We start from the raw sequence: 23903 nt of genomic DNA on the forward strand, positions 1-23903 counted from the left end.
TAGCTCTCTTTTGCTAATCACCCTGGGGAAGCTTGCGGACTGTTCCATGAACGAGATCGACCCCGCGCACCGCTTTTCATCAGAAGCGGTGCGTCACTTCGACGGCCCTGCCGACGGCGACAAGCCCGGCGGCATGAACGACGTTGCCCGGCAGGTCGCGTCGCAATACCGGCGCGATACGATGTCGCCGATCATGGTCAGCGGCGTGCTGCGCATGGTCGAATTCGCGGTGCTGTTCGTCTCGGGGCTCGGCGTCTATTTCTACTATGTCGGATTCTTCAATTATCTCGCCTGGCAATATCCGCTGACGATCGCCGCCGCATCGTTCCTCGCCGTGGTGCTGCTCGATGTCACCGATTGCTACCAGGTGGTGTCCCTGATGCGGCCGCTCGCCAATTTTGGGCGCATCCTGCTGGTCTGGGCCGGCACCTTCGCGCTGATGGCGCTGACGGCATTCGCCATGAAGATGTCGCAAGACTATTCGCGCCTGCTGTTCGGCACCTGGTTCGTCGTCGCCTTCATCTGCCTCTACGGTCTCAGGCTGGTGATGTCGAGGCTGATCCGGCGCTGGGCGCGCGATGGCAGCATGGAACGGCGCGCCGTCATCGTCGGCGGCGGCAAGGCGGCGGAAGTGCTCATCCGCTCGGTGGAAAAGCAGCCTTACAACGACATCCGCATCTGCGGCATCTTCGATGATCGCAACGACAAGCGTTCCCCATCCCTCGTCGCCGGTTATCCCAAGCTCGGCACGATTTCGGAACTGATCGAATTCGCCCGCATTGCCCGCATCGACATGCTGATCGTGTCGTTGCCGCTGACCGCCGAATCGCGCGTGCTGCAATTGCTGAAGAAACTGTGGGTGCTGCCGGTCGACATCCGGCTGTCGGCGCATTCCAACGCGCTGCAATTCCGTCCGCGCGCCTATTCCTACATCGGTTCAGTACCGATGCTCGACATCTTCGACAAGCCGATCAACGATTGGGATTCGGTCGCCAAGCGCGCCTTCGACATCATCTTCAGCCTCATCGGCATCGTCGTGTTCTCGCCTGTGATGCTGGCCGCCGCGATCGCCATCAAGCTCGACAGCAAGGGACCGGTGCTGTTCAAGCAGAAGCGGCATGGCTTCAACAACGAGATCATCGAGGTCTACAAGTTCCGCTCCATGTACACCGACCGGTCGGATCCGACCGCCAAGCAGACGGTGACCAAGAACGATCCGCGCGTCACCCGTGTCGGCCGCTTCATCCGCAAGACCTCTATCGACGAACTGCCGCAGTTCTTCAACTCGCTGCTGGGCTCACTGTCGCTCATCGGTCCGCGCCCGCACGCCATTGCCGCGCAGTCGCACAACCTGCTCTACAACGAGGTGGTCGACGGCTATTTCGCGCGCCACAAGGTCAAGCCCGGGGTCACCGGCTGGGCGCAGATCAATGGCTGGCGCGGCGAGATGGACACCAATGAAAAGATCCGCATGCGGACGGAATACGACCTCTACTACATCGAGAACTGGTCGCTGCTTTTCGACCTGCGGATCCTGTTCCTGACGCCGGTCCGGCTCTTGAACACGGAAAACGCCTATTGAGCGCGATCAGCCATGATCTGCCGCGCGCGGCGGTCAACGCCAAGCTGATCACGCTGATCTCCTCGAGCGCGGTCGTGCTCGGCATTCTTCTGTCCGGCTTCGTCATCAGCGAGCCGGCGCCTTACGAAATCTACATGGCCGCGCTGATCGCCATCTGGGCGCTGTTCGGCCTGAGGATGTCGCGCGCGGCCATGCCGCTTCTGGTGCTGCTGGTGACGATGAACATCGGCGGCATGATTTCCATGACGCAGATGGCGGATCTCGCCAACACCCCGCTTTATCTTGCCGTGTCGCTGTTTCTCGCTTTCAGCGCGGTGTTTTTCGCATCGGTTACGGCCACGCAGCCGAACCTCTACCGGCTGATCTTCAATGCCTATGTCGTTTCGGCGGTGGCGACGTCGCTGCTTGGCATAGCGGGCTATTTCCACGCCTTCCCCGGTGCCGAAATTTTCACCAAATACGACCGCGCCGCCGGCGCCTTCCAGGACCCGAATGTGTTCGGGCCGTTCCTGGTGCTGCCCGGCATCTATCTGCTTTATTTGCTGCTGACGGGCCCAGTCACGCGTATGCCGCTGCTGGCTGTGCCGCTGCTGATCCTCAGCGCCGGCATTTTCTTCTCCTTCTCGCGTGGTGCCTGGGGCATGTTCGCGGTCTCGGCCATCCTGCTCACCGGCTGCCTGTTCCTGCAGAGCGCCAGCGGCATGTTCCGGCTCCGGGTGGTGATCATGACGATCGCCGCGCTGTCGCTGCTGGCCATCGCAATCATCATCATCTTGCAACTGCCCGGTGTATCGGAGATGTTCTCCAGCCGCGCGCATCTGGAACAGAGCTACGACACCGCACGCCTGGGCCGCTTCGCCCGCTACACGCTCGGTTTTCAGATGGCGATGGAGCACCCATTCGGCATCGGGCCGCTGGTCTTCGGCACGATCTTCAGCGAGGACACACACGACATCTGGCTGAAGATGCTGATGGACTATGGCTGGCTCGGCTTCGTCTCGTTCCTGACGCTGGTCGTCTGGACGATCTCAGCCGGATTCCGCATCCTGCTGCGCGACCGGCCGTGGCAGCCTTACCTCCTATGCGCCTACGTCGCCTTCATCGGCAATGTCGGGCTCGGCACCTTCATCGACATCGACCACTGGCGCCATATGTATCTGCTGCTCGGCTTGATCTGGGGCGCCATAGCGCTCGAATACCGCCATCAGCGGCTATTGCGGCCGGTATTGCCGGGTCCACCAGCCATCACATCGGCACCGGTACGATTAACGCCGAATTTCGGTTGACCCGAGCCGGGTTATCACGATACATCGCGACCGGTCCGGAGTGTAGCGCAGCCCGGTAGCGCACTTGACTGGGGGTCAAGGGGTCGTCGGTTCGAATCCGGCCACTCCGACCATTTCGAAGCAGGACTTGTCCCCAAAAGCCCTGCCGCATCACTCGATTGTCGAATCGCCCGCTTTGTCCGGCTCAAGCTCCGGCTACTACGCTTGGCACACATCGACCCACTCGGCACCGGTAAGATCGGCCATGCGCTGTGGTACAATCCGGACAGCGGCATTGGTGGCGCCGGCGGCGGGGACGACTTCGTCGAATTGGCGCAGCGAGACGTCGCAATAAACCGGCAGCGGCGACGGCAGGCCGAACGGGCAGACACCGCCGACCGGATGACTCGTGGCAGCGACAACCTCTTGCGCGTCCAGCATGCGTGGCTTGCCGCCAAACTGGTCCTTGAACTTGCGGTTGTCGAGCCTGGCGATGCCGCTGGTCACGACCAGCATGGTGCGCTCGCCGACGCGAAGGCAGATCGTCTTGGCGATCTGCGCCGGCAACACACCATGCGCCTCCGCCGCCAGCGCCACCGTCGCCGAACTTGATTGCGTGACGACGACCTCGATATCAGGCGCGCGAGCCGCGAAGAAGGCACCGACGGAATCCAGACTCATGTCGAAAAACTCACGGTTCAGACCCGCTGCACGGCGGATGCGTTTGGCGCGGATGGATGCCGCGTATGGACACGTGCGATCTGCAAATCGGCAAGTCTGCAAATCGGCAAGCCCGGCCTGCAGGCGAACGCCATGGCGTCCACAAGAAACCCGCCAAGCGACCTTGGCGGGTTTCTCGCGCATGCCCTGGCGCCGATTCTATGCCTGAGGCCGGCCTTGTGCGGCCAGCGTCGGTACGGCGGAAGCAATAGGAGCATCCTGCGGCAGACGAAGCGCGGACGCAATACGACGCAGCTTCGCCGGGTCGGCCGCCCGGCCGCTCTCGATGTCCTCGATCTCTTCGACCGAGAGGCCGCAGGTCAGCGAAAGCGCTTCGAGGCTGTACCCGCGCGTTTCCCGCATTGCCCTGAGGGCGTTGTAGTCCGGTCCGATCTCGTTGGCTAATGGTTCGGAGGGGGCGTGGCTTTTTGCATTGTTGGGCATTGGCAACTCCGTTGGCTGAAAGCGTTTGATCAAAATGGGATGTTGCCTGAGACGAGCAGGAAGATGCCCTCTCGCCAGCGATTTGCCAAGCGCCAATCTGGCCGTCACGGCATCGTGACCCGGATGCCATGGGGCTGCCACGCCCTGTCCCGATCAAGTTGTTTTGAACGCGCGAACGGGTTTTGCCCGGCAGTTTCGCCCCACCCGTTCGTTATCTCGACGTCGCTGGCGTGAACCATTCCTTCCAGCCAGCCTTTCCCAAAGGATACTCCAATGAGCCTCAAGACACCTCTCCTCGTGCTCGGCACGATTTCCATGCTTTCCGGCATCGTCATGGCCAGCGCGCAGGCGGCGGACACATTGCGCGTGCGCGGCACGGTGGTCAGTTTCGAGCCGTCGCTGCTGACCGTGAAAACCCGTCAAGGCGACACGGCCGCGATCAAGCTGAAAGACGGCTGGAAGCTTTCAGGCGTCGCCAACGCATCGGTAAAAGACATTAAGCAGGGCGATTTCGTCGGCATCGCCTCCGTCTCCAAGGCTGACGGCGGCAGCGGCGCGCTGGAAGTGGTGGTCTTTCCAGCGGCCTTGAAAGGCACTGGAGAGGGTGATCGCCCTTGGGACCTGGAGCCGAACAGCCGCATGACCAACGGCACCGTCGCGGACGTCACCGACATAAACGGGCGTGCCGTGACGCTGACCTATGACAATGGGCAGACGAAGAATATCTCGATCCCCGACGGAACGCCTGTCGTGACTTTCGCGCCGGCCGCCCCGACCGATCTCAAACCAAGTGCGACGGTCTTCGTTACCGCTCAGCGCGAGGCGGACGGCACGCTGAGTTCCAGCCGCGTCGTGGTCGGAAACAATGGTGTGATCCCGCCCATGTAAGCCAAAGCAGCCGGCTTCGGCCCTGGCGATCATGGGGCAGGAAGCCGGTTCCTGGGAAACAGTTCAGAAACAAGATTCTACAATCGGGAAATACTGACGAAAAAATTCAGGAGCGTAATTCCGTTCGCGGCGGTCGGGATATCGGCCCGATCGATACCTGCTTGCGAAAAAGGAAACGATCCAATGAAGAAATCCCTCCTCTCGGCCCTCGGGCTTGCAGCTGCAATGGCTTTCGCGGTGCCGGTGGTCGGCGCGACAAGCGCGGACGCGGCCTCAATGGCAAAGCATCATCACCATCGTCACCACCATCATCACCGTCACCATCATCGCCACCACCATCATCACATGAAGAAGATGGGCAACAAGGCCTAAGCACCGCAACGAGAAGACCAGCCCTGGCTTCTTGTCCAAGGCTGGTTTTCTCCTGGTCACAATGCCAGGCCGGGACTACTGGACAAACCCGGCCATCGCCGCGGAATCGAGCGGCTGTGGCGGATCGATCGATCCGCCTTTCTGCACCGGCAGCACAGCGGTGCCGTGCGCCTCTACGCCGACGCGCTTCGGCCAGATTCCGGAGCGGTATCGCAAACCGCTGACGTCAATGGGAATAGCGGCCGCGCCGGAGGGCGAGCCGCCATTTTCTCTCTGGAAATTCTTGGGTAGCAGTCAGCGCCGGCTGAACAGCAGGCTGGCGACCAGACCGAGTACGACAAGACCGACCGCTGCGGCCGCCGCCGGATGTTCGCGTGCCGATTTCTCGATCACCCTGCCCTGTTTGCGGATTGCCGGCATGGCATCGCGCAGACGCTCCGCAAGATCCGAATACGTATCAAGAGCAGCATCACGGCCGTCTTCATAGTAAGCGCCACCCCGCTTCGACACTGCCTTGCGCAACGCGGCGAGTTCCCTCGAGAGAGCCGCGACCTGCTTTTCGAGGTCGATGTCCGAAAGGGTCGAAAATGATGCCATCATGCGTTTCCTTGTCTTGCAGAAGGAAACCTAACGCCTCACCCCAAAGCGAGTTCCAGTTTCGAGGCTTTAAAGCGCTTCGCGGCGGTCAGCGCACCTGGTCGAGCAGGCGCTTGCATTCCAGGAGGTCAAACAGCGCTTCCTGCAGCAGCGCGCGGTTGTCACGCGAGAGCTTCGACGCGTCCGGCGCAACCGGACCTTCCTCGTCGCCCTTGCCCAGGCCGAAAAAGCGGCGGCTGGGCTTGACCCTTGGCTGGCCAACCAGTTCGTCATCTCCGCCGCGCGGTTGGGCTGCCGGCGTCAGCGGCACCTGATCGGCCTGCTTGCGCTGCGAGATCGCCTCGACGGCGGCCATGTCGCCATTGCCGATGGCGACCAGGAAATGATTGCCGTTTTCCCGCAGCAGCTTTTGCACGCCCTTGATGGTGTAGCCCTGGTCATAGAGCATATGGCGGATGCCCTTGATCAGTTCGACATCCTGCGGCCGGTAGTAGCGGCGGCCGCCGCCACGCTTCATCGGCTTGATCTGGTTGAAGCGCGTCTCCCAGAAACGCAGCACATGCTGTGGCAGGTCGAGATCTTCAGCGACCTCGCTGATGGTGCGGAAGGCGTCAGGGCTCTTGTCCATGGGCGAAATCCTCACGCTGGCGTGTAGCCCGGAACGGTGCTCCGACGAGATCCCGCTCAACAATGAGAAGAGCTTGTTCCGCAGGTGCGGAATCGATCATAAGCCAGAACACCCATCCGGCCATGCTGCCGAATCGGGCCTTATTTCAGCGGTTTGTGAAGCAATATTCAAGTCCGCCGTTGTCGCGGAGCCGGTTTTCAACCGTGCAATGGAGGCTATTTGCCGCCCTTGGCCTTGCTGTTCTGGTGGGAACGCAGGATGCGGTTCTTCAGGACGTTGGACGATTTGAAGGTCATCACCCGGCGCGGCAGGATCGGTACTTCCTCCCCGGTCTTGGGATTGCGCCCGATCCGCTCATTCTTGGAGCGGACATGAAATGTCGCGAAAGACGACAGCTTCACCGTCTCGCCGCGCACGATCGCTTCGCAGATTTCGTCCAGCACCGCCTCGACGAGTTCGGCGGATTCAGTGCGCGACAGACCGACCTTTCGGTAGACGGCCTCGGCAAGGTCGGCGCGCGTAAGTGTCTTTCCCCCCATGCGACCGTCCCATCAGCTCAAACATAAAATCGGCACAACAACGGCAGAGCCTAAGTAATTGATCCGGCAAGGTCAAGGACCGAAACCGGACCGTTCTGCACTTACCAGCGAACCAGAACGGCGCCCCAGGTGAAGCCGCCGCCCATCGCCTCCAGGAGCACCAGATCTCCCTTCTTGATGCGGCCGTCGGCGACGGCCACCGACAGCGCCAGCGGTACGGAAGCAGCCGACGTGTTACCGTGCAAATCGACGGTCACCACCACCTTTTGCTCAGCTATCCCGAGCTTTTTGGCTGAAGCGTCAATAATCCGTTTATTGGCCTGGTGAGGCACGAACCAGTCGAGATCGTCGGCGGTAATACCGGCGGCCGAGAAGGTCGCCTCGATGACATCGGTGATCATGCCGACCGCGTGCTTGAAGACCTCGCGTCCCTCCATGCGCAGATGACCGACCGTGCCCGTCGTCGACGGTCCGCCGTCGACGAAAAGCTTTTCCTTGTGCGAGCCGTCGGAACGCAGGCTGGCCGCCAGGACGCCGCGATCGGCGATCGTGCCGGCCCCCTCACCGGCTTCCAGAACGACCGCACCGGCGCCATCGCCGAACAGCACGCAGGTCGAGCGATCGCTCCAGTCGAGGATGCGTGAGAAGGTCTCCGAGCCTATCACCAGCACGCGCTTTGCAAGGCCACCGCGGATGTAGAGATCGGCTGTCGTCACCGCATAGACGAAACCCGAGCATACCGCCTGCATGTCGAAGGCAAAACCGTGCTGCATGCCGAGCCGGTTCTGGATCTCGACCGCGGTAGCCGGGAACGTGTTGTTGGGGGTCGAGGTCGCCAGTACGACCAGATCGATATCGCCCGGGGTCAATCCCGCATCGGCAAGGGCGGCACGCGCCGCGGCCTCGCCCAGCGAAGCCGTCGTCTCGTCATCAGCCGCGATATGGCGCTGGCGGATGCCGGTGCGCTGAGCGATCCACTCGTCGGAGGTCTCGACCATACCTTCAAAATCGGCATTCTTCATGATGCGGCGGGGCAGCGCGGCGCCCGTGCCGCGCACAACTGATCTGATCAAAATTCTTTCCTATTCCCTTGCGTCGGTAACGACGTCGGATTTCCTTGATGTCAGGGCATGCGGGTTGCGCGCATGAAACAGGTCGAGGTCGGCCTCGATGCGATCAAGCAGATTGTTGCGCACCATGTCATAGCCGAGTTCGATCGCCGCGGCGAAACCGTCCGAGTCGGCACCGCCATGGCTTTTGACGACGATGCCGTTCAGCCCCAGGAAGACGCCGCCATTGGAGCGGCCGACATCCATCTTTTCGCGCAGGCGGTCGAAGGCGCCCTTGGCAAAGACATAGCCGATCTTGGCCATCAGGGTGCGGCTCATCGCGGCGCGTAGATAGCCAGCTATCTGGCGCGCGGTGCCTTCCGCCGTCTTGAGAGCAATATTGCCGGCAAAGCCTTCCGTCACGACGACGTCGACCGTACCCTTGCCGATATCGTCGCCTTCGACAAAGCCATGGTAATTCATCGAGGCCATATTGGCTTCGCGCAACATGCGTCCCGCCTCCTTGACCTCTTCCTGGCCCTTGATCTCCTCCACACCGACATTGAGCAGGCCAACCGTGGGTCGGGCGATGCCGAACACGGAACGCGCCATGCCGGTGCCGAGAATGGCAAAATCAATGAGCTGGTGCGCGTCGGCGCCGATGGTGGCGCCGACGTCCAGAACCACGCTTTCGCCGCGCAATGTCGGCCATAATGCCGCGATCGCCGGGCGGTCGATGGTCGCCATGGTGCGCAGGCAGAATTTAGACATCGCCATCAGCGCACCGGTATTGCCGGCGGAGATGCATGCATCCGCAGCGCCCGACTTCACCGCCTCGACCGCCTTCCACATCGACGATTTCCAGCGGCCATGGCGCAGCGCCTGGCTCGGCTTGTCATCCATCCTGACCGCGATCTCGCAGTGGAAGAACTCGCTGACCTCGGACAATTTGGGGAATTTGGCGAGTTCCGGGCGCACCAGTTCCTCACGTCCGTAGATGACGAAGCGGATGTCGGGACGGCGGGTCGCGACCGTCATGAGCGCCGGAATGACCACGGCTGGTCCGTGATCGCCGCCCATGGCATCGATGGAAATCCTGATCACGCGGTATTCATCTCACGGTTAGGCGGCAAGTCGTTTTAGTGATCGCAAAGGTTCGGCGAAAATAGCGGTTTTAGGCTGTCGCACAACCGACTTTTCCGTCGCGAGCGAGGTTTTCAGGATTTTCGCAGCAAGGATCGCAGTTTTTGCTGAAATTCATTCTCGGCCGGTCCGGTGTCGTCATCGGTGCCAATCGAGGCGCCGGGCTTGCGCGGATACGGATCGATGGCCAAGCCGAAGAACTGTTCGGCAAGTGCCCCGACATCGATGGTGTCGCCCGAAAATGTCTCGGGACTGTCGGGGCCGTCGGCATCGAGCAGGATTTCGCCGCCACCTTCGAATCCCTGCCGTCCGAGTTTGGAGTCCTCGGGCAAGAGCAGCGCCTCGAACGGCTCTTCAACATGCGCTTCGATGGGGTCGAGCGTGACGATGCAGGCCTGGGTAATGTCCGCCTCGACACGGCCGCTGACCTTAACGCCGTTGCGCTTCCATGACGTAACCAGCAGTTCGGCGCGATAGGCTTCGACCGACAGCAGCCCATGGGTCTCGGCAAGTGCCGCGCGCTGGGCGGCATCGGCCTCGATCACAACCGGCAGCCCTTTGTGCGGCAGACGCGCGACATTGGCGAAAAAGGATACCGGACTTTGCATATCCACGTGTTTCATCGATCAGCCTCCGTTGGCTACGGGAAACGCCACAGTGCCGGCAACGATCGATTCGGTCGGCTGCGCACTCAGTTGCCGGCTGGCGTCGGCGACATACCCGGCCAAACGTGACGCTTCCGGCCAGCCGCCGGCGTCGGGACGGACATTGCGGGCAAGTGCCGCGGTCAGACCGTCATGGTCGTTTCGTTCCAGCGCATCATCATAGGCGGCGGTGCGGCCATAGAACATCTTCGCCAGCTTCTTCATGCGTTTTGGCACACCCACGTCACCAATGCCCAGTTCCCGCAGCGAATGATCGACGTCGAGAAAGAATTCGTCGATCAGCACCTGCGCGATCTCTTGCGCCACGCCGTCCTCTCCGCGCAAGCGGTGCTGGACCAGGAACATGTGCAGCGAAAGCATCTCGAAACGGCCAAGCGGCGTGTCCGGCACATTCCAGTGGGAATAAAAACCAGTCTGCCGCGCCGCCGCCACGATTTGTGCGTAAAGCGCGTCGGTGATGGCGCGGTTGGCGTGGCGTTCGCGGCCAAAAAGGCGCTGGAACATGGGGATGGTCTCCGGGGACCGTTTGTTGAATTGGCCTTGTTGCATCGGCAAGCAAGCTGGTTTACCGGTTTTGCGGCCCAGCGCAAGTTGCGGCGATATAATGGAGAATTGTTGTTGCGCGCGCTGAATTTCAAGTCGGGTTTCAATTCCAGGGCTGCCGGCGCGATCTCGCTGCTGGCTATCGTAGCGGCGCTGTCGGCATGCCACACCAACAAGATGATCGGCGACCTCAATCCGAGCGAGACGTTCACGCAAGGCTATGTCCTCGATCAGCAGGCGATCGATTCCGTGCCGGTCGGTTCCAGCCGCGAGCAGGTGCTCCTTGCACTCGGCACGCCGTCGACCACGGCGACTTTCGACAATGAGGCGTTTTACTATATTTCGCAGACGCGCAAGCGCTACGTCGCGTTCGACAAGCCGAGGCTGGTCGACCAGAAAGTGCTGGCGGTCTATTTCGGCCCGGACAGCCGCGTCACCCAGATCGCCAATTACGGCTTGAAGGACGGCAAGATCTTCGACTTCATTTCGCGCACCACGCCAACCGGCGGCAAGGACCAGAACTTCCTCAGCCAGATCATCAACGGCGCCAGCAAGCTGGCGCCCGGCATTCCCGGCGGCGGCACCCCCTGATCCCTAGAATCCTGCTTCCCTGACTTTGGGGAACAGAAATGTCTCAGGCGACCAAAAACCCGTGGGAGCGATCCCACGGGTTTTTGTTAACGGGGCCCGGCTTGCCAGTGATGGGGCAAACCCATATCAAACCGTCAGGCTGGGGGATTTGGACATGAGCAGTGACGACCATGCGATGCCGGTTGGCTGGATGGCGACCGGGACACCCGACCGGCAGACGGTGACATCAGACTGGCTTGCCATCGATCCGCCGTCGATGGATGGCGTCACAATCAAGGAAATCAGGCCGGTCGCTACATCCAACGGCTATCTGACCGAGGTCTTTCGGGATGAGTGGGGACTTGATCCATCGCCTGTCGGCCAGGTGTTTCAACGCACGATGTATCCAGGCGCGGTAACCGGCTGGCATGCGCACAGGGTGACGCTGGATCGGCTCTTCTGCTGTGCCGGCAGCGTCCGCATATCGCTCTATGACGGCCGGAAGGCTTCGCCCAGTTTCGGCACGGTGTGGCACAAGATACTCGGCGCGTTGCGGCCGGCGATCGTCATAATCCCGCCAGGCGTGTGGCACGGCGTGACGGCGCTCGGGCCGGAGATCGCCCTGCTGCTCAATCTCGTCGACAAGGCCTATGCCTACGACGCGCCCGACCATTGGCGCCTGCCACCGGACACCGAACAAATCCCCTACAAGCTGGTGTAGCGTGGAAGGATCGCGCTTGTTCGATGCAACAGGGCAGCGCGTGCCGCTCGTCTCGGTGGTGATCGCCACCCACAATCGTCCCGCAGCCTTGCGACAGACGCTGTTCAGCGTCTTGCGCCAGACGCTGCAGGATTTTGAAATTCTGGTGATCGGCGACGACTGTCGCCCTGAGACACCGGCGATCATCGCCGAATTCGCCGATCCGCGCATCTTCTATATCGACCTGCCCGTCAATTTCGGCGAGCAATCCGGCCCCAATAATATCGGTTTTGCCAGGGCGCGCGGCCGGCTTGTCGCCGTGCTCAATCACGACGACCTCTGGTTTCCGGATCATCTGGCGGCAACCACGGGATGGATCGATGCGACCGGCGCGGATGTCGTCATCGCTCGTGGCGCCATCATCGAACCGGTGCGGACGAGAGACGATGCTCTCAAGACCTCGATTTACGGAATGGGCAAAGACGGTTTTTACGATCCCGTCGTCACGGCCGGATACGGATCGGCACAGGTGGTCAGGCGGGCGTCGCTGGACTGGCTCGGCCCCTGGCGGCCTGCCAGCGAATGCTCATGCGAAAGTTCGCAGGACTGGCTCTTCCGGGCCTGGCGAAAGGGAGCCGTGATCGCGACCATGCCGCACCTGACGGTGCTGAGTATCTTCTCCGGCCAGCGCAGCGGCAGTTATCTCGATGACACGGCAATGGAGCAGGAGGAACTCATCGACCGCATGCGCATACCGGACGACCTGCGTGTCAAGGTTCTTGCCGCGGCGGCGGTGCCGTCTCGCCTGAAGAAATCCAGTTATCTGAAACGCAGGGTTTGGGCTGCATGCGGCGTTCATCCGAGATCCGTGGAGTTTCGCCGCAAATACCAACGCGGTGCTTTTGTCTCCATGCTGCGAAAGGTACGCGGCCTGCCGCCCATGCCTGAACGGGAGCCGACCGTGGATGATCTGTTGGCTATGTACCTCGGAGGCAGCAAGCGGGAAGAAACCGGAGAATAGCGGCTGTCGCGCACGCGGCGTCCAGATGCCGGACCAAGCGACCAGTCAGCTGACATGAAAAACCCGCGGGGATCGCTCCCCGCGGGTTTTTTCATCCGCTCCCGCTCAGCCGTGCGCGAGCACGGCCAGCAACAGGAGCGCCACGATGTTGGTGATCTTGATCGCCGGGTTGACCGCCGGGCCGGCGGTGTCCTTGTAGGGATCGCCGACGGTGTCGCCGGTCACCGAAGCCTTGTGTGCCTCGGAGCCCTTGAGGTGCTTGACGCCGTCCTTGTCGGTGAACCCGTCCTCGAATGACTTCTTGGCGTTGTCCCAGGCGCCGCCGCCCGAGGTCATCGAGATGGCTACAAACAGGCCATTGACGATGACGCCGAGCAGCGAGGCGCCGAGCGCTGCGAAGGCGGACGCCTTCGAGCCCGAGATCAGCAGCACGCCGAAATAGACGACGAGCGGCGCCAGCACAGGCAGCAGCGACGGGATGATCATTTCCCGGATCGCCGCCTTGGTCAGGAGATCGACCGCGCGCGCATAGTTCGGCTTCGAGGTGCCGGCCATGATGCCCGGATCCTCGCGGAACTGCTTGCGCACCTCCTCGACGATGGCGCCCGCCGCGCGGCCGACCGCCGTCATGGCGATGCCGCCGAACAGATAGGGGATCAGGCCACCGAAGATCAGGCCGGCGACGACGTAAGGGTTGGAGAGATCGAAGGAGATTTCGCCCATGCCCTGGAAGTAGGGATATTTGTCGCCATTGGCGGCAAAGAACTTCAGGTCGTTCGAGTAGGCCGCGAAAAGCACCAGCGCGCCGAGGCCGGCCGAACCGATGGCGTAGCCCTTGGTTACCGCCTTGGTGGTGTTGCCGACCGCGTCGAGCGCGTCGGTGGAGTGGCGCACTTCCTTGGGAAGGCCCGCCATTTCGGCAATGCCGCCGGCATTGTCGGTGACCGGGCCGAAGGCGTCGAGCGCCACGATCATGCCGGCGAGGCCGAGCATGGTGGTGACGGCGATCGCCGTGCCGAACAAGCCGCCGAGCTGGTAGGTGGCGATGATGCCGCCGACGATGACGATTGCCGGAAGTGCCGTCGATTCCAGCGAGACCGCGAGGCCCTGGATGACGTTGGTGCCGTGGCCGGTCACCGACGCCTGGGCGATGGAGTTGACCGGGCGCTTGTTGGTGCCGGTGTAGTACTCGGTTATCACTACGATCAACCCGGTCACCACGAGGCCGATCAGGCCGCAGATAAACAGGTTCTTGCCGGTGATCGTCATGCCGGCGACGGTGCCGACCTCGCCCCAGCCGAGCGTGGCCGAGGTGGCGACGCCGAGGCCGACGATCGACAGCAGGCCGGTCACGATCAGGCCCTTGTAGAGCGCGCCCATGATCGAGCCGTTGGAGCCGAGCTTGACGAAGAAGGTGCCGACGATCGAGGTCAGGATACAGGCGCCGCAGATGGCGAGCGGATACAGCATCGCGGCACCGAGGACAGCGGTGCCGCCGAAGAAAATGGCGGCGAGAACCATGGTGGCGACAACCGTCACCGCATAGGTTTCGAACAGGTCGGCGGCCATGCCGGCGCAATCGCCGACATTGTCGCCGACATTGTCGGCGATGGTGGCCGGGTTGCGCGGATCATCCTCCGGAATACCGGCTTCGACCTTGCCGACCAGGTCGCCGCCGACATCGGCGCCCTTGGTGAAGATGCCGCCGCCGAGACGGGCGAAGATCGAGATCAGCGAGGCGCCGAAGCCGAGCGAGACCAACGAGTCGATGACGATACGATCGTTGGGCTGAAGACCCATGAAATGGGTCAGGACGAGATAATAGATGGAGACGCCCAGCAGAGCGAGGCCGGCGACCAGCATGCCGGTGATGGCGCCCGACTTGAAAGCGATGTCGAGGCCGGCGGCGAGGCTGTTGGAAGCCGCTTGCGCGGTGCGTACATTGGCCCGCACCGAAACATGCATGCCGATAAAGCCGGCGGCACCCGACAGAACGGCACCGATCAGGAAGCCGATGGCGGCGGTGATTGACAGCAGCCACCAGGCGAGCACGAGCACGACCACGCCGACGATGGCGATGGTGGTGTATTGGCGCGCCAGATAGGCCTGGGCGCCTTCGCGGATGGCGGCGGAGATTTCCTGCATGCGTGCATTGCCCTGATCGGCCGCGAGGACCGAACGTGTCGCCCAGATGGCGTATAGGATTGAAAGCAGGCCGCAGGCGATGACGGCGGAAATAATGGTCATTGCCGAATTTTCCTCGATTGTTGGCCCAAAAGAACCCCTCCCTGGGCCGTTGAGACAAAGACCGGATTCCGCGCGCGGAATCCACCTCTTCGCATCGGTGTATGCGAAACAGGGCCGCGAACGTCAAGATATTGTTCGGTTTTTGCCCGGCTTTCGCCCAAAAGACAAAACCCGCGACGGCAGAGCCGAAAGGGCCTTCGATTTAGATCGATTGAAATCACGCTAGGGAACCATCCAGGGCAAGACCTCCGGTCTCCCGAGGATCATTCCGCTTCGCGGCCCATCCGGCGCGCCGTATAGCGCTCTACCGCCGACAGTCCGTCATAGATCAGCACGGCAAGGGCCGCCACGATCAGGCCGCCCTGCAGGATGAAGGCGAGATTGTTGGATAGCAGGCCGGCGATGATCACCTCGCCGAGTGTCTTGGCGGCCACCGTCGAGCCGATGGTGGCCGTGGCCAGGCTGATCACCACGGAGAGCCTTATGCCGCCAAGGATGATCGGTGCACTGAGCGGCAACTCGACCTTGGTGAGCCTTTGCCAGCCGGTCATGCCGGCGCCACGCGCCGCCTCGACGACATTGGCCGGCAGCGTCGTCAACCCGGTCAATGCGTTCTCGAAGATCGGCAGCAGTCCATAGAGAAACAGCGCGATCAGCGTCGGCTTCTCGCCGAAGCCGACTGCCGGCACGGCGAGCGCCAGCACCGCCACGGGCGGAAAGGTCTGGCCGATGTTGACCAGGCTGCGCGACAACGGCAGAAATTCGACGCCAGCCGGCCGGGTGACGAGGATGGCGAGCGCCACCGCGACGATGGTGGCGGCGACGGTCGCGATCAACACGGTGCGCAGATGCAGCAGCGTCAGCGTCAGCAGGCTGCCCTGATTGTAGATTACGGGAGCGTTGTTTTCGGTCAGCGGCTTCAGCAACGGCTCGAACCACCCCGGACTGGTGATGAAGGCAACAAGCAACACCACCAGCGCAAGCCTGAGCAGCAGCGGCAGCCAGGCCTTCATGCCGGCCTCGCCGCGCGCTTGACCAGTCCGTCCAGGGTGACGCGGCCGATCGGCTGGCCGTCGGCACCCTTCACCGGCAGCGCCGGCCTGCCGGACCAGAGAAGTTCCGCGAGCGCGTCACGCTGGCTGGCGTCACCAGGGATCGCCTCGCCTTCGGCACCGCCCTGCTCCACCGCATCGCGTACCCGCCCCAGCGACAGTAGCCTGAATGGTTTTTCGCTGGCTCCGACCAGGGTTTCGACAAAGCTGCTGGCCGGGTTCGCCAGGATCTCCGCCGGCCTTGCATATTGCACGAGCTTGCCGGCATCCATCACCGCGATCTTGTCCCCCATGTGCACGGCCTCCTCCATGTCATGAGTGACGAGGATGATGGTGGTGCCGAAGCGCTTCTGGATTGCCAGCAGATCTTCTTGCGCCTTGGTACGGATGATCGGGTCGAGTGCGCCGAACGGCTCGTCCATCAACAGCACGTTGGGTTCGGCGGCGAGCGCGCGGGCAACGCCGACGCGCTGCTGCTGGCCGCCGGACAGTTCATGCGGGTAGCGCGGCCCAAATTCCTGGGGGTCGAGTTGGTAGAGCGTCATCAGCTCGTCGACGCGGGACTTGATGCGTGCGTTGTCCCAGCCAAGCAGCACCGGCACGGTAGCGATGTTCTGCGCCACCGTGCGATGCGGAAACAGGCCGTGGCCCTGGATGGCGTAGCCGATGCTGCGGCGCAGTTCGTACCCCGGCACCGATCGATTGTCGGCACCATCGAGCTTGATGACGCCGGCGGTTGGTTCGACCAGCCGGTTGATCATGCGCAGCAGAGTCGTCTTGCCGGAGCCCGAGGTGCCGACAATGACACAGACCGTGCGCGGCTCGACGACCATCGAGACGTCGTCGACGACAGTGGTCGCGTCATAGCGCTTGGTGATGCCTTCGATTTCGATCATGCCGTTTCAACCCTGCGCTTGGTGGCGGTCATTTCGATCACGGCGTCGAGGATGATGGCGGCGGCAAAGGCGAGTGCCACGGTCGGCACTGCGCCAAGCAGCACCAGGTCCATCGCCGTCTGGCCGACACCCTGGAAGACGAACACGCCGAAACCGCCGCCGCCGATCAGCGCGGCGATGGTGGCAAGGCCTATATTCTGCACCAGCACAATGCGGATGCCGGTGAGGATCACCGGAAAGGCCAGCGGAAACTCCACACCGAAAAGGCGCTGGCGGTCCGTCATGCCCATGCCCCGCGCCGCGTCATTGGCGGCACGCGGCACGCCGGCAAGGCCGACCACGGTGTTGGCCACCACCGGCAGCAGCGAATAGAGGAACAGGGCGACGAAGGCGGGCGCCGTGCCGATGCCCCTGATACCGAGCGCGGCGGCCCCCGGAACGTGGGCCGCGACCCAGCCAAGCGGCGCGATCAGCAGCCCGAACAGCGCGATCGAGGGAATGGTCTGGATGATGTTCAAGACGTTGAGGACGCCGGCCCGCAGGCTCTCGACACGGTGGCACAGGATGCCGAGCGGCAGGCCGACGATCACGGCGGCAAGCAACGAGCCGAGAGCAAGGGTCACATGCTTGGAGCCTTCGGCCCAGAAGCTGTCGGCGCGGTTGGAGTATTCCTTGAGGATCGAGAGGCTGTCCCAGCGTCCCGAAATCAGCAGCAAGCCGATGGCCAGCGCCGCAACGACAAGCACGCCGACGCGCGCCGAGGGCGACAGGTTGAGCCGGGTCAGCACGTCGGCGAGCAACAGCGTGAAGGCGAAGATGAGAATCCAGAAGCCGGATGCCGGCGAGACCCGAGCAAAGGTATTCCCGGCTGGAGTGAGGAATGTGCCGGCGACGCCGATGAGCAGCGCCAGCGCGACAAGCGTCACGACGCTCGCCGCAAGGCGCAAGACGAGCGGCGTTTTGAGGAGCGCGATGATTGCCGCCGCGACAATGATTGCGAGCAGCAACGGCCCTATCGCCTGCGGCAGTGCCTCGACGATAGAGCGTGCCTGGCCGGGAACGATGCGGTTCGCGCGGAAGGTGGCGAACGGCGCGAGAAACGCGGCGTAAGCAGCGAGTGCAGCGATGACCACGCCGAGCTTATCGAAACGCGGGGTCATAAGGCGCCTCGCCCTGACGTCGCTATCGACGCGTCGCTATTTCAAAAACCCGTTCTTCTTCAAAAAGTCCTCGGCGACGCCCTTGACCGGCTCGCCGCCGACCTGCACGCGGCCGTTCAGCTCCTGCAGCGTGACGAGATCGAGCTTGGCGAAGACCGGCTTCAGCAGCGTTTCGATCTCGGGATGCTCCTTCAGCACGGATTCGCGGATGATCGGCGCCGGCTGATAGACCGGCTGCACGCCCTTGTCGTCAGTCAGCACCACGAGGCCCGATGGCGCGATGCCCCCGTCGGTGCCGTAGACCATGGCAGCATTGGCGCCGCTGGTCTGGTTGGCGGCGGCCGCGATGGTTGCCGCCGTATCGCCACCAGAGAGGGTGATCAGCTGGTCCGGCTTCAACGTGAAGCCGTAGGTAGTCTGGAAGGCCGGAAGGGCTGCCGCCGAATTGACGAACTCGGCGGAGGCCGCCAGGACCACCTTGCCGCCGCCGGCGACATATTTGCCGAAGTCCGACAGCGTGACGAGCTTGTTCTCGTCCGTCACTTCCTTGCGCAGGGCGATCGCCCAGGTGTTGTTGGCCGGTGCCGGTGACAGCCAGACGATCTTGTTGGCGTCGTAGTCAAGCTTCTTGGCCGTCTCATAGGCCTTGGCGGCATCCTTCCACACGGGATCATCGGCCTTCTCGAAGAAGAAGGCGGCGTTGCCGGTGTATTCGGGATAGATGTCGATCTCACCGGCGGTGATCGCCTTGCGCACCACGGGCGTGCCGCCGAGCTGGATGCGGTCCGTGGTCTTGATGTTGTTGGCGTTGAGGACGAGCTGGATAATGTTGCCGAGCACGCCACCCTCGGTGTCAATTTTCGAGGAGACGACGACCTGAGCGCTCGCGGAAGCCGCCGTGATGGCGAGCGCCATCGCCGCGCTGGCCAGAACCTTGACTGAAAACATTGTGAAACCCCTTGCTGTAAACCGGAATGCGGGTGGCCGCATATGAGCATGGCTTCAACGGCCAGTCGGGGCACACGGTTTCATAAGAAGGGGGACCAGCGCAATATTTTTGTTCCGGACGCGCCGATTTGGGCCTGGCGGCAACAGCGGGCTGGCGATTGGCCGCTATCGGGTGAATAATGCCACGAGGGTGGCGGCAAACACGGAGAGCGTGTCATGGCCATACACAAGGTCGGTTATCTCATCGGCAGCCTTGCCCAGGCATCCATCAACCGCAAGCTCGCGAAGGCGCTTGTTCAACTTGCCCCTCCCGAGCTCGAAATGACGGAAATCGGCTTCAAGGATCTGCCTCTCTACAGTTACGACTACGACGCCAATTTCCCGCCGGCCGCCCAGGCTTTCAAAAAGGCGATCGCCTCCGTCCAGGCCGTGCTGTTCGTCACCCCGGAGTATAATCGCTCGATCCCCGGCGGACTGAAGAACGCGATCGACTGGGCCAGCCGCCCCCACGGCAAGAATTCATTCGCGCGCAAACCGTCGGCCGTCATCGGAACATCGCCGGGCGCGATCGCGACCGCTGTCGCCCAACAAAGCCTCCGCAGCGTGCTGAGTTTCTGCAACTCACCGCAGATGAATGCGCCCGAAGCCTATATCCAGTTCACGCCGGGACTGATCACGGATGACGGCGAGGTGACGGTTGAATCCACTGAGGATTTCCTGCGCAATTACATGGCTGAGTTCCATATGTTCATAGCGCGGGTGCTTCAGGTTCTGCCGCCGGACGCATAGCTTTCAAATTCGCGTCAAGCCGGCCGCAAGCTTGTGATCTTCAGCGCGCCGAGTGCCACGAAGCAAAGTGCGGCGACGGGAAAGATCATCCAGTTGAGCATGGTCCAGCCCCAGGCGTTGTAGACCATGCCCGACATCAGCGACGCACAGGCGACGGAGCCGAACAGGACGAAGTCGTGGAAGCCCTGCACCTTGCCCTTTTCGGAAGGGTGGTAGCTGGCCGCCACCATGGCGGTGGCGCCGATGAAGCTGAAATTCCAGCCGAGGCCGAGCAGGATCAGCGCCGTCCAGAACTGCCACAGCGCCAGGCCCGACAAGGCAACGACGGCACAGCCGATCAGCAACAGAAGGCCGAGGGCGACAATGCGCTCGGCGCCGAAGCGATGGATCAGCGAGCCGGTGAAGAAGCTTGGCCCGAACATCGCCATGACGTGCCAGGAGATGCCCAGCGTCGCATCGTCCTCCGACAGGCCGCAGCCCACCATGGCGAGCGGCGCGCCGGTCATGACGAAACTCATCAGCGCGTAGCTGCCGACGGCGCAGAAGAGCGCCGCGACGAAACGCGGCTTGGTGACGATTTCGGAAAGGGGTCGGGCATCGCCGTCGGCAACGTCCACCTTGCTCGCGGTCCTCGACGGCAAACGAAGGAACGACAGGATGACGGCGCCGACAGCCGCCAGCGGCAGGATCGAGGCGAAGGAACCGGCAAACATGACTGGTGCGAATAATTCGCGCGTGAAGATGACGATCTGCGGCCCGAGGATGGCGGTGATGATGCCACCGGCGAGCACGAAGGAGATGGCGCGGGCCTTGAACGCCGGCGGCGCGTTGTCGGCCGCGGCAAAACGGAACTGCTGGACGAAGGCGCCGCCGACACCGATGACGAGCAGCGCGAACGCGAACAGCCAAAAGCTGCCGTGGAATAAAGCCAGGGTGGCGACCAGCCCGCCGAGCGCGGTGACCACGGTTCCGGTCATGAAACCGCCACGCTGCCCCAGCCAGCGGATAATGGCGGCCGCGGGCAAGGCGCCTAGCGCCACACCGAGATTGAAGCCGGTGATCGGCGCGGTCGCCAGGGATTTGTCGGCGCCGAGCAGATATTGCCCGGCCAGCGCGCCCATGGAAATGGCGATGGGAGCCGCCGAGCCGATGATCGCCTGCGAGGCGGCGAGGATCAGCGCGGTGCGCCGCGCCTCCTTGCCCGCCTCGACGGCGATGGCGGTCACGAAGCGTCCTTGCCGCGTCCCTCGCCACGCACCCGGCGTGACACGCGGTCGAGCACGGCATTGACCAGCTTCGGCTCGTCTTCCTCGTAGAAGGCCTTGGCGATGTCGACATATTCGGTGACGATGACCGCGACAGGAACGTCCTCGCGCTTCATCAGTTCGTAGACGCCCGCGCGCAGAATGGCACGGAGCGTCGAATCGAGGCGCGACAGCGGCCAGTCGTCGGTCAGGGCCTGGCGGATGATCGGATCGATGGTCTTCTGGTTCTCGACGACCCCGGTCAGGATGGCACGAAACCACTGCGCGTCCGCCTCGCGATAGAGCGCGCCGTCGACTTCCTTGCCGAGACGGAACGCCTCGTACTCGGCGGTGATCTCGAACACGCCGCTGCCGGCGACATCCATCTGATAGAGCGCCTGCACGGCGGCCAGACGGGCAGCGCCGCGCTTGTTGGCGTGGCGCACCGCGGGCTGTCCGGGCGAAGCGGGTTCGCTCACGATTGCGCTCCCAGTTGTTCCTTCAACGCGATCATGGTCAGCGCCGCGCGCGCGGCAAAGCCGCCCTTGTCGCCTTCGGAGCGCTTGGCCCGCGTCCACGCCTGCGCATCGTTCTCGGTGGTCAGGATACCGTTGCCGATGCAGACCGAGTCCTGCACGGACAGGTCCATGAGCGCACGGCTGGATTCATTGGCGACGATGTCGAAATGATAGGTATCGCCACGGATAATGGTGCCGAGTGCGACAAAGCCGTCATAGCCCGTCCCGCCTTCGGCCATGCCGTCGAGCGCGAAGGTGATCACCGCGGGAATTTCAAGCGAACCGGGAACAGTGACGACGTCGTAAGTCGCGCCCGCTTCGTCGAGCGCGCTTGTCGCGCCATCGAGCAGTGCGTCGGCAAGGTCGTCGTGAAAGCGCGCCTCGATGACGAGGAGGTGAGCCTTCTTCTTGGGACGAATGAACGCCTTGCCGTGTTGGGATGTGCCAGCCATAGATGTCTCCGGAGTCGCCGGTGACTTAGGCCGAAGCCGGTTTGATCGCAAGCGGAAGATTGCCCGACGCGTATCAGATTGCCGTGGGTCGGACTGTCCCGCAGGCGATCAAAGCCCCTCTTTCGCCGCCTCCGCCAGCCGGGCGGCGTAGCGGGCCATGGTATCGATCTCGAGATTGACGCGGTCGCCTGCCTTGCGCTCGCCCCAGGTGGTCACGGTCAGCGAGTGGTGGATCAACAGCACGTCGAAGCGGGTGCCCTCGACCCTGTTGACAGTGAGCGAGGTGCCATCAAGCGCGACGGAGCCTTTCGGCGCGATGAATTTCGCCAGATCGCGCGGCGCTTGCAGTGTGAAGCGCACCGCATCGCCCTCATCCCGGCGTTCAACGATCTCGGCGGTGCCGTCGACATGGCCCGAAACGATGTGGCCGCCAAGCTCGTCGCCGATCTTCAGCGCCCGTTCCAGATTGATCCTGGTGCCGGACTTCCAACCGGACGCCGTGGTCAGCCTGAGCGCCTCCTCCCAGGCCTCGACCTCGAACCAGCGCGCGTTCGAGCCGCTGTCGGGCAAAGCCGTGACCGTCAGGCAGACGCCACCGCAGGAAATCGACGCGCCGATGGCGATGGTCTCGGGATCATAGGCGGTGTCGATGCGCAGTCCCACCCCTTCCCGCAGCGGCTTGATGGCGGCCACGGTGCCGATATCGGTGACAATCCCGGTAAACATCGATCGCTATCCCTGAAAATCCCTGATCCATTCGGCGTAACCGTCTTCGCCGAACCGCATCTCGCGCAGCTTGCGAAAACCCACGGGGACATGGTCAGCGTCGACAGGCGATGCAATGCCATCTTGGCCGATCGCTTCCGGTCCCTGGAACAGCACGATGCGGTCGACCAGCCCGTCGGCCAGGAAGGCGCTCGCCACCTTGGCGCCGCCCTCGACCAGCACGCTTGCCATGCCAAGCGCCGCCAAATCCTCGAGCAGCTCCGGCAATGCGACTCCGCCCTCGTGCGTCTCCGTACCGATGAAGCGCACGCCGGCACGCTCGAGCGCGGCCCGGCGCTGCGGATCGGCCTCCAGGCAAGCCGCCACATAAAGAGGTACGCGATCGACGCCCGACACCAGCTTCGAGCCCTCCGGCAGCCTGATCTGGCGGTCGAGCACGATGCGTGCCGGCGACCGGTTCTCCAGTCCGGGCAAACGCACCGTCAGTGCCGGATCATCTTCCAGCGCCGTGCCGATGCCGACCAGGATGGCGTCCGCCTCGGCGCGCATCAGGTAGACTTCGCGGCGCGCCATGTCGCCTGTTATCGCGACCTGGCCGGCGCCTTCCCTGCCGATCTTGCCGTCGCTGGAAAGCGCAAGCTTCAGAATTACTTCCGGGCGCTTTCTCAGAGAGCGAATCAAATAGCCCGCCATCTGTTCGGCAGCTTCCGTGGCGAGGACCTTTTCGACCACTTCGACACCGGCCTCGCGCAGGATGGCGTAACCCTTGCCGGAGACCCGCGGATCGGGATCACTGGCGGCACCCACGACACGCGCAATGCCGGCATTGACCAGCGCGTTGGCACAAGGCGGTGTGCGGCCGTGATGGGCGCAAGGCTCGAGCGTGACATAGGCGGTTGCGCCACGCGCGAGTTCGCCGGCCTCAGCAAGCGCCTCGGTCTCGGCGTGCGGCCGGCCGCCGACGGCGGTGACGCCGGTACCGACGATCATCGGCCCGGTCCCATCATCGCGCACGATCAGCGTGCCGACGGAAGGGTTGGTCGAGGTGCGTCCGGCGTTCTTGCGCGACAGCCGCAAGGCCGCAGCCATGAAACGGCGGTCAAGGGCCGCTTGTTCGGCCTCGCTGCGTTCCGGTGCTGCCATGC

27 protein-coding genes and 1 tRNA gene are annotated in these 23903 nt (G+C 63.0%); 8 read left to right on the forward strand and 20 right to left on the reverse strand.

Features of this window, described 5'->3' with window-relative positions:
- Positions 1-46: 46 nt before the first annotated feature.
- The 3 genes from FJ943_RS08755 (at position 47) to FJ943_RS08765 (ending at position 2981) form a co-directional block, all read left to right on the forward strand.
- Entirely contained in the window at positions 47-1582 is a 1536-nt protein-coding gene (locus tag FJ943_RS08755; protein WP_140617042.1) for an undecaprenyl-phosphate glucose phosphotransferase, read from the forward strand.
- The gene (locus tag FJ943_RS08760) at positions 1579-2868 is read left to right on the forward strand and encodes an O-antigen ligase family protein (RefSeq protein ID WP_140720760.1); all 1290 of its coding nucleotides are present in this window, start codon (positions 1579-1581) and stop codon (positions 2866-2868) included. Before FJ943_RS08755 ends, FJ943_RS08760 begins: the two co-directional genes overlap by 4 nt.
- 36 nt (positions 2869-2904) lie before the next feature.
- A tRNA-Pro gene (locus FJ943_RS08765) sits at positions 2905-2981 on the forward strand.
- Between the two features lie 85 nt (positions 2982-3066).
- Here the strand turns inward: FJ943_RS08765 and FJ943_RS08770 are convergent.
- Positions 3067-3528: a YbaK/EbsC family protein gene (locus FJ943_RS08770; protein ID WP_140617044.1), complete on the reverse strand. Its 462-nt coding sequence runs from the start codon at positions 3526-3528 to the stop codon at positions 3067-3069.
- A gap of 198 nt (positions 3529-3726) precedes the next feature.
- On the reverse strand, positions 3727-4011 hold the full coding sequence (locus tag FJ943_RS08775; RefSeq protein ID WP_140717549.1) for a helix-turn-helix transcriptional regulator: 285 nt from the start codon (positions 4009-4011) through the stop codon (positions 3727-3729).
- 273 nt (positions 4012-4284) lie between these two features.
- Here FJ943_RS08775 and FJ943_RS08780 point away from each other — a divergent pair, with 273 nt between their 5' ends.
- Entirely contained in the window at positions 4285-4899 is a 615-nt protein-coding gene (locus FJ943_RS08780) for a hypothetical protein (RefSeq protein WP_140661952.1), read from the forward strand.
- 273 nt (positions 4900-5172) lie between these two features.
- Here the strand turns inward: FJ943_RS08780 and FJ943_RS29575 are convergent, their stop codons facing one another.
- From FJ943_RS29575 to FJ943_RS08815, 8 genes are all read right to left on the reverse strand, one after another.
- Entirely contained in the window at positions 5173-5310 is a 138-nt protein-coding gene (locus tag FJ943_RS29575; protein WP_157163662.1) for a hypothetical protein, read from the reverse strand.
- 255 nt (positions 5311-5565) lie between these two features.
- Positions 5566-5868, reverse strand: coding sequence for a hypothetical protein (locus tag FJ943_RS08785; protein WP_015318227.1), 303 nt, complete (start codon positions 5866-5868; stop codon positions 5566-5568).
- Positions 5869-5956: 88 nt separating this feature from the next.
- Complete coding sequence (locus tag FJ943_RS08790; protein WP_015318228.1) at positions 5957-6496, reverse strand: MerR family transcriptional regulator; 540 nt, start codon at positions 6494-6496, stop codon at positions 5957-5959.
- Positions 6497-6711: 215 nt separating this feature from the next.
- Positions 6712-7035, reverse strand: a complete 324-nt coding sequence (locus tag FJ943_RS08795) for an integration host factor subunit alpha (protein ID WP_010915609.1) — start codon at positions 7033-7035, stop codon at positions 6712-6714.
- Positions 7036-7136: 101 nt separating this feature from the next.
- Positions 7137-8108: a beta-ketoacyl-ACP synthase III gene (locus FJ943_RS08800; protein WP_015318229.1), complete on the reverse strand. Its 972-nt coding sequence runs from the start codon at positions 8106-8108 to the stop codon at positions 7137-7139.
- A 9-nt stretch (positions 8109-8117) separates the two neighbouring features.
- Entirely contained in the window at positions 8118-9188 is a 1071-nt protein-coding gene (gene plsX, locus FJ943_RS08805; protein WP_140617047.1) for a phosphate acyltransferase PlsX, read from the reverse strand.
- A 113-nt stretch (positions 9189-9301) separates the two neighbouring features.
- Positions 9302-9850 (reverse strand): DUF177 domain-containing protein, encoded by a 549-nt coding sequence (locus FJ943_RS08810; protein WP_015318231.1) that lies wholly within the window; start codon positions 9848-9850, stop codon positions 9302-9304.
- 3 nt (positions 9851-9853) lie between these two features.
- The gene (locus FJ943_RS08815; RefSeq protein WP_140661951.1) at positions 9854-10396 is read right to left on the reverse strand and encodes a ubiquinol-cytochrome C chaperone family protein; all 543 of its coding nucleotides are present in this window, start codon (positions 10394-10396) and stop codon (positions 9854-9856) included.
- Positions 10397-10510: 114 nt separating this feature from the next.
- Here FJ943_RS08815 and FJ943_RS08820 point away from each other — a divergent pair, with 114 nt between their 5' ends.
- The 3 genes from FJ943_RS08820 to FJ943_RS08830 all read left to right on the forward strand — a co-directional run bounded on the left by FJ943_RS08820 (position 10511) and on the right by FJ943_RS08830 (position 12726).
- Positions 10511-11026, forward strand: a complete 516-nt coding sequence (locus FJ943_RS08820) for an outer membrane protein assembly factor BamE (RefSeq protein WP_140720762.1) — start codon at positions 10511-10513, stop codon at positions 11024-11026.
- A gap of 154 nt (positions 11027-11180) precedes the next feature.
- On the forward strand, positions 11181-11726 hold the full coding sequence (locus FJ943_RS08825; protein WP_140720764.1) for a dTDP-4-dehydrorhamnose 3,5-epimerase family protein: 546 nt from the start codon (positions 11181-11183) through the stop codon (positions 11724-11726).
- Between the two features lie 16 nt (positions 11727-11742).
- The gene (locus tag FJ943_RS08830) at positions 11743-12726 is read left to right on the forward strand and encodes a glycosyltransferase family 2 protein (RefSeq protein ID WP_140720766.1); all 984 of its coding nucleotides are present in this window, start codon (positions 11743-11745) and stop codon (positions 12724-12726) included.
- A 105-nt stretch (positions 12727-12831) separates the two neighbouring features.
- Here FJ943_RS08830 and FJ943_RS08835 read toward each other — a convergent pair whose 3' ends face one another.
- The 5 genes from FJ943_RS08835 to FJ943_RS08855 form a co-directional block, all read right to left on the reverse strand.
- The gene (locus FJ943_RS08835; protein WP_015318236.1) at positions 12832-14973 is read right to left on the reverse strand and encodes a sodium-translocating pyrophosphatase; all 2142 of its coding nucleotides are present in this window, start codon (positions 14971-14973) and stop codon (positions 12832-12834) included.
- Positions 14974-15236: 263 nt separating this feature from the next.
- Positions 15237-15986, reverse strand: coding sequence for an ABC transporter permease (locus FJ943_RS08840; RefSeq protein WP_015318237.1), 750 nt, complete (start codon positions 15984-15986; stop codon positions 15237-15239).
- Entirely contained in the window at positions 15983-16921 is a 939-nt protein-coding gene (locus FJ943_RS08845) for an ABC transporter ATP-binding protein (protein ID WP_140720768.1), read from the reverse strand. The genes FJ943_RS08840 and FJ943_RS08845 overlap by 4 nt, the downstream gene beginning before the upstream one ends.
- The gene (locus tag FJ943_RS08850; protein WP_140617052.1) at positions 16918-18081 is read right to left on the reverse strand and encodes an ABC transporter permease; all 1164 of its coding nucleotides are present in this window, start codon (positions 18079-18081) and stop codon (positions 16918-16920) included. The genes FJ943_RS08845 and FJ943_RS08850 overlap by 4 nt, the downstream gene beginning before the upstream one ends.
- A 36-nt stretch (positions 18082-18117) precedes the next feature.
- The gene (locus tag FJ943_RS08855) at positions 18118-18996 is read right to left on the reverse strand and encodes an ABC transporter substrate-binding protein (RefSeq protein WP_224691512.1); all 879 of its coding nucleotides are present in this window, start codon (positions 18994-18996) and stop codon (positions 18118-18120) included.
- A gap of 249 nt (positions 18997-19245) precedes the next feature.
- On the opposite strand from FJ943_RS08855, the gene FJ943_RS08860 reads away from it, so the two are divergent.
- The gene (locus FJ943_RS08860) at positions 19246-19818 is read left to right on the forward strand and encodes an NADPH-dependent FMN reductase (RefSeq protein ID WP_015318241.1); all 573 of its coding nucleotides are present in this window, start codon (positions 19246-19248) and stop codon (positions 19816-19818) included.
- Positions 19819-19832: 14 nt separating this feature from the next.
- On the opposite strand, the gene FJ943_RS08865 is transcribed toward FJ943_RS08860, so the two are convergent.
- From FJ943_RS08865 to ribD, 5 genes are all read right to left on the reverse strand, one after another.
- Positions 19833-21044: an MFS transporter gene (locus FJ943_RS08865; RefSeq protein WP_140720770.1), complete on the reverse strand. Its 1212-nt coding sequence runs from the start codon at positions 21042-21044 to the stop codon at positions 19833-19835.
- Positions 21041-21541 carry a transcription antitermination factor NusB gene (gene nusB, locus FJ943_RS08870; protein WP_015318243.1) on the reverse strand — a complete coding sequence of 167 codons (501 nt, stop codon included), beginning with the start codon at positions 21539-21541 and terminating at the stop codon, positions 21041-21043. Before nusB ends, FJ943_RS08865 begins: the two co-directional genes overlap by 4 nt.
- Positions 21538-22032: a 6,7-dimethyl-8-ribityllumazine synthase gene (ribH, locus tag FJ943_RS08875; protein ID WP_015318244.1), complete on the reverse strand. Its 495-nt coding sequence runs from the start codon at positions 22030-22032 to the stop codon at positions 21538-21540. Before ribH ends, nusB begins: the two co-directional genes overlap by 4 nt.
- A gap of 108 nt (positions 22033-22140) precedes the next feature.
- Positions 22141-22758, reverse strand: coding sequence for a riboflavin synthase (locus tag FJ943_RS08880; protein ID WP_140720771.1), 618 nt, complete (start codon positions 22756-22758; stop codon positions 22141-22143).
- Between the two features lie 6 nt (positions 22759-22764).
- Positions 22765-23901, reverse strand: a complete 1137-nt coding sequence (gene ribD / locus FJ943_RS08885; protein WP_140720773.1) for a bifunctional diaminohydroxyphosphoribosylaminopyrimidine deaminase/5-amino-6-(5-phosphoribosylamino)uracil reductase RibD — start codon at positions 23899-23901, stop codon at positions 22765-22767.
- Between the last annotated feature and the right edge of the window lie 2 nt (positions 23902-23903).

It is taken from the genome of Mesorhizobium sp. B2-3-10, assembly GCF_006442275.1.
Lineage (GTDB): Bacteria > Pseudomonadota > Alphaproteobacteria > Rhizobiales > Rhizobiaceae > Mesorhizobium > Mesorhizobium australicum.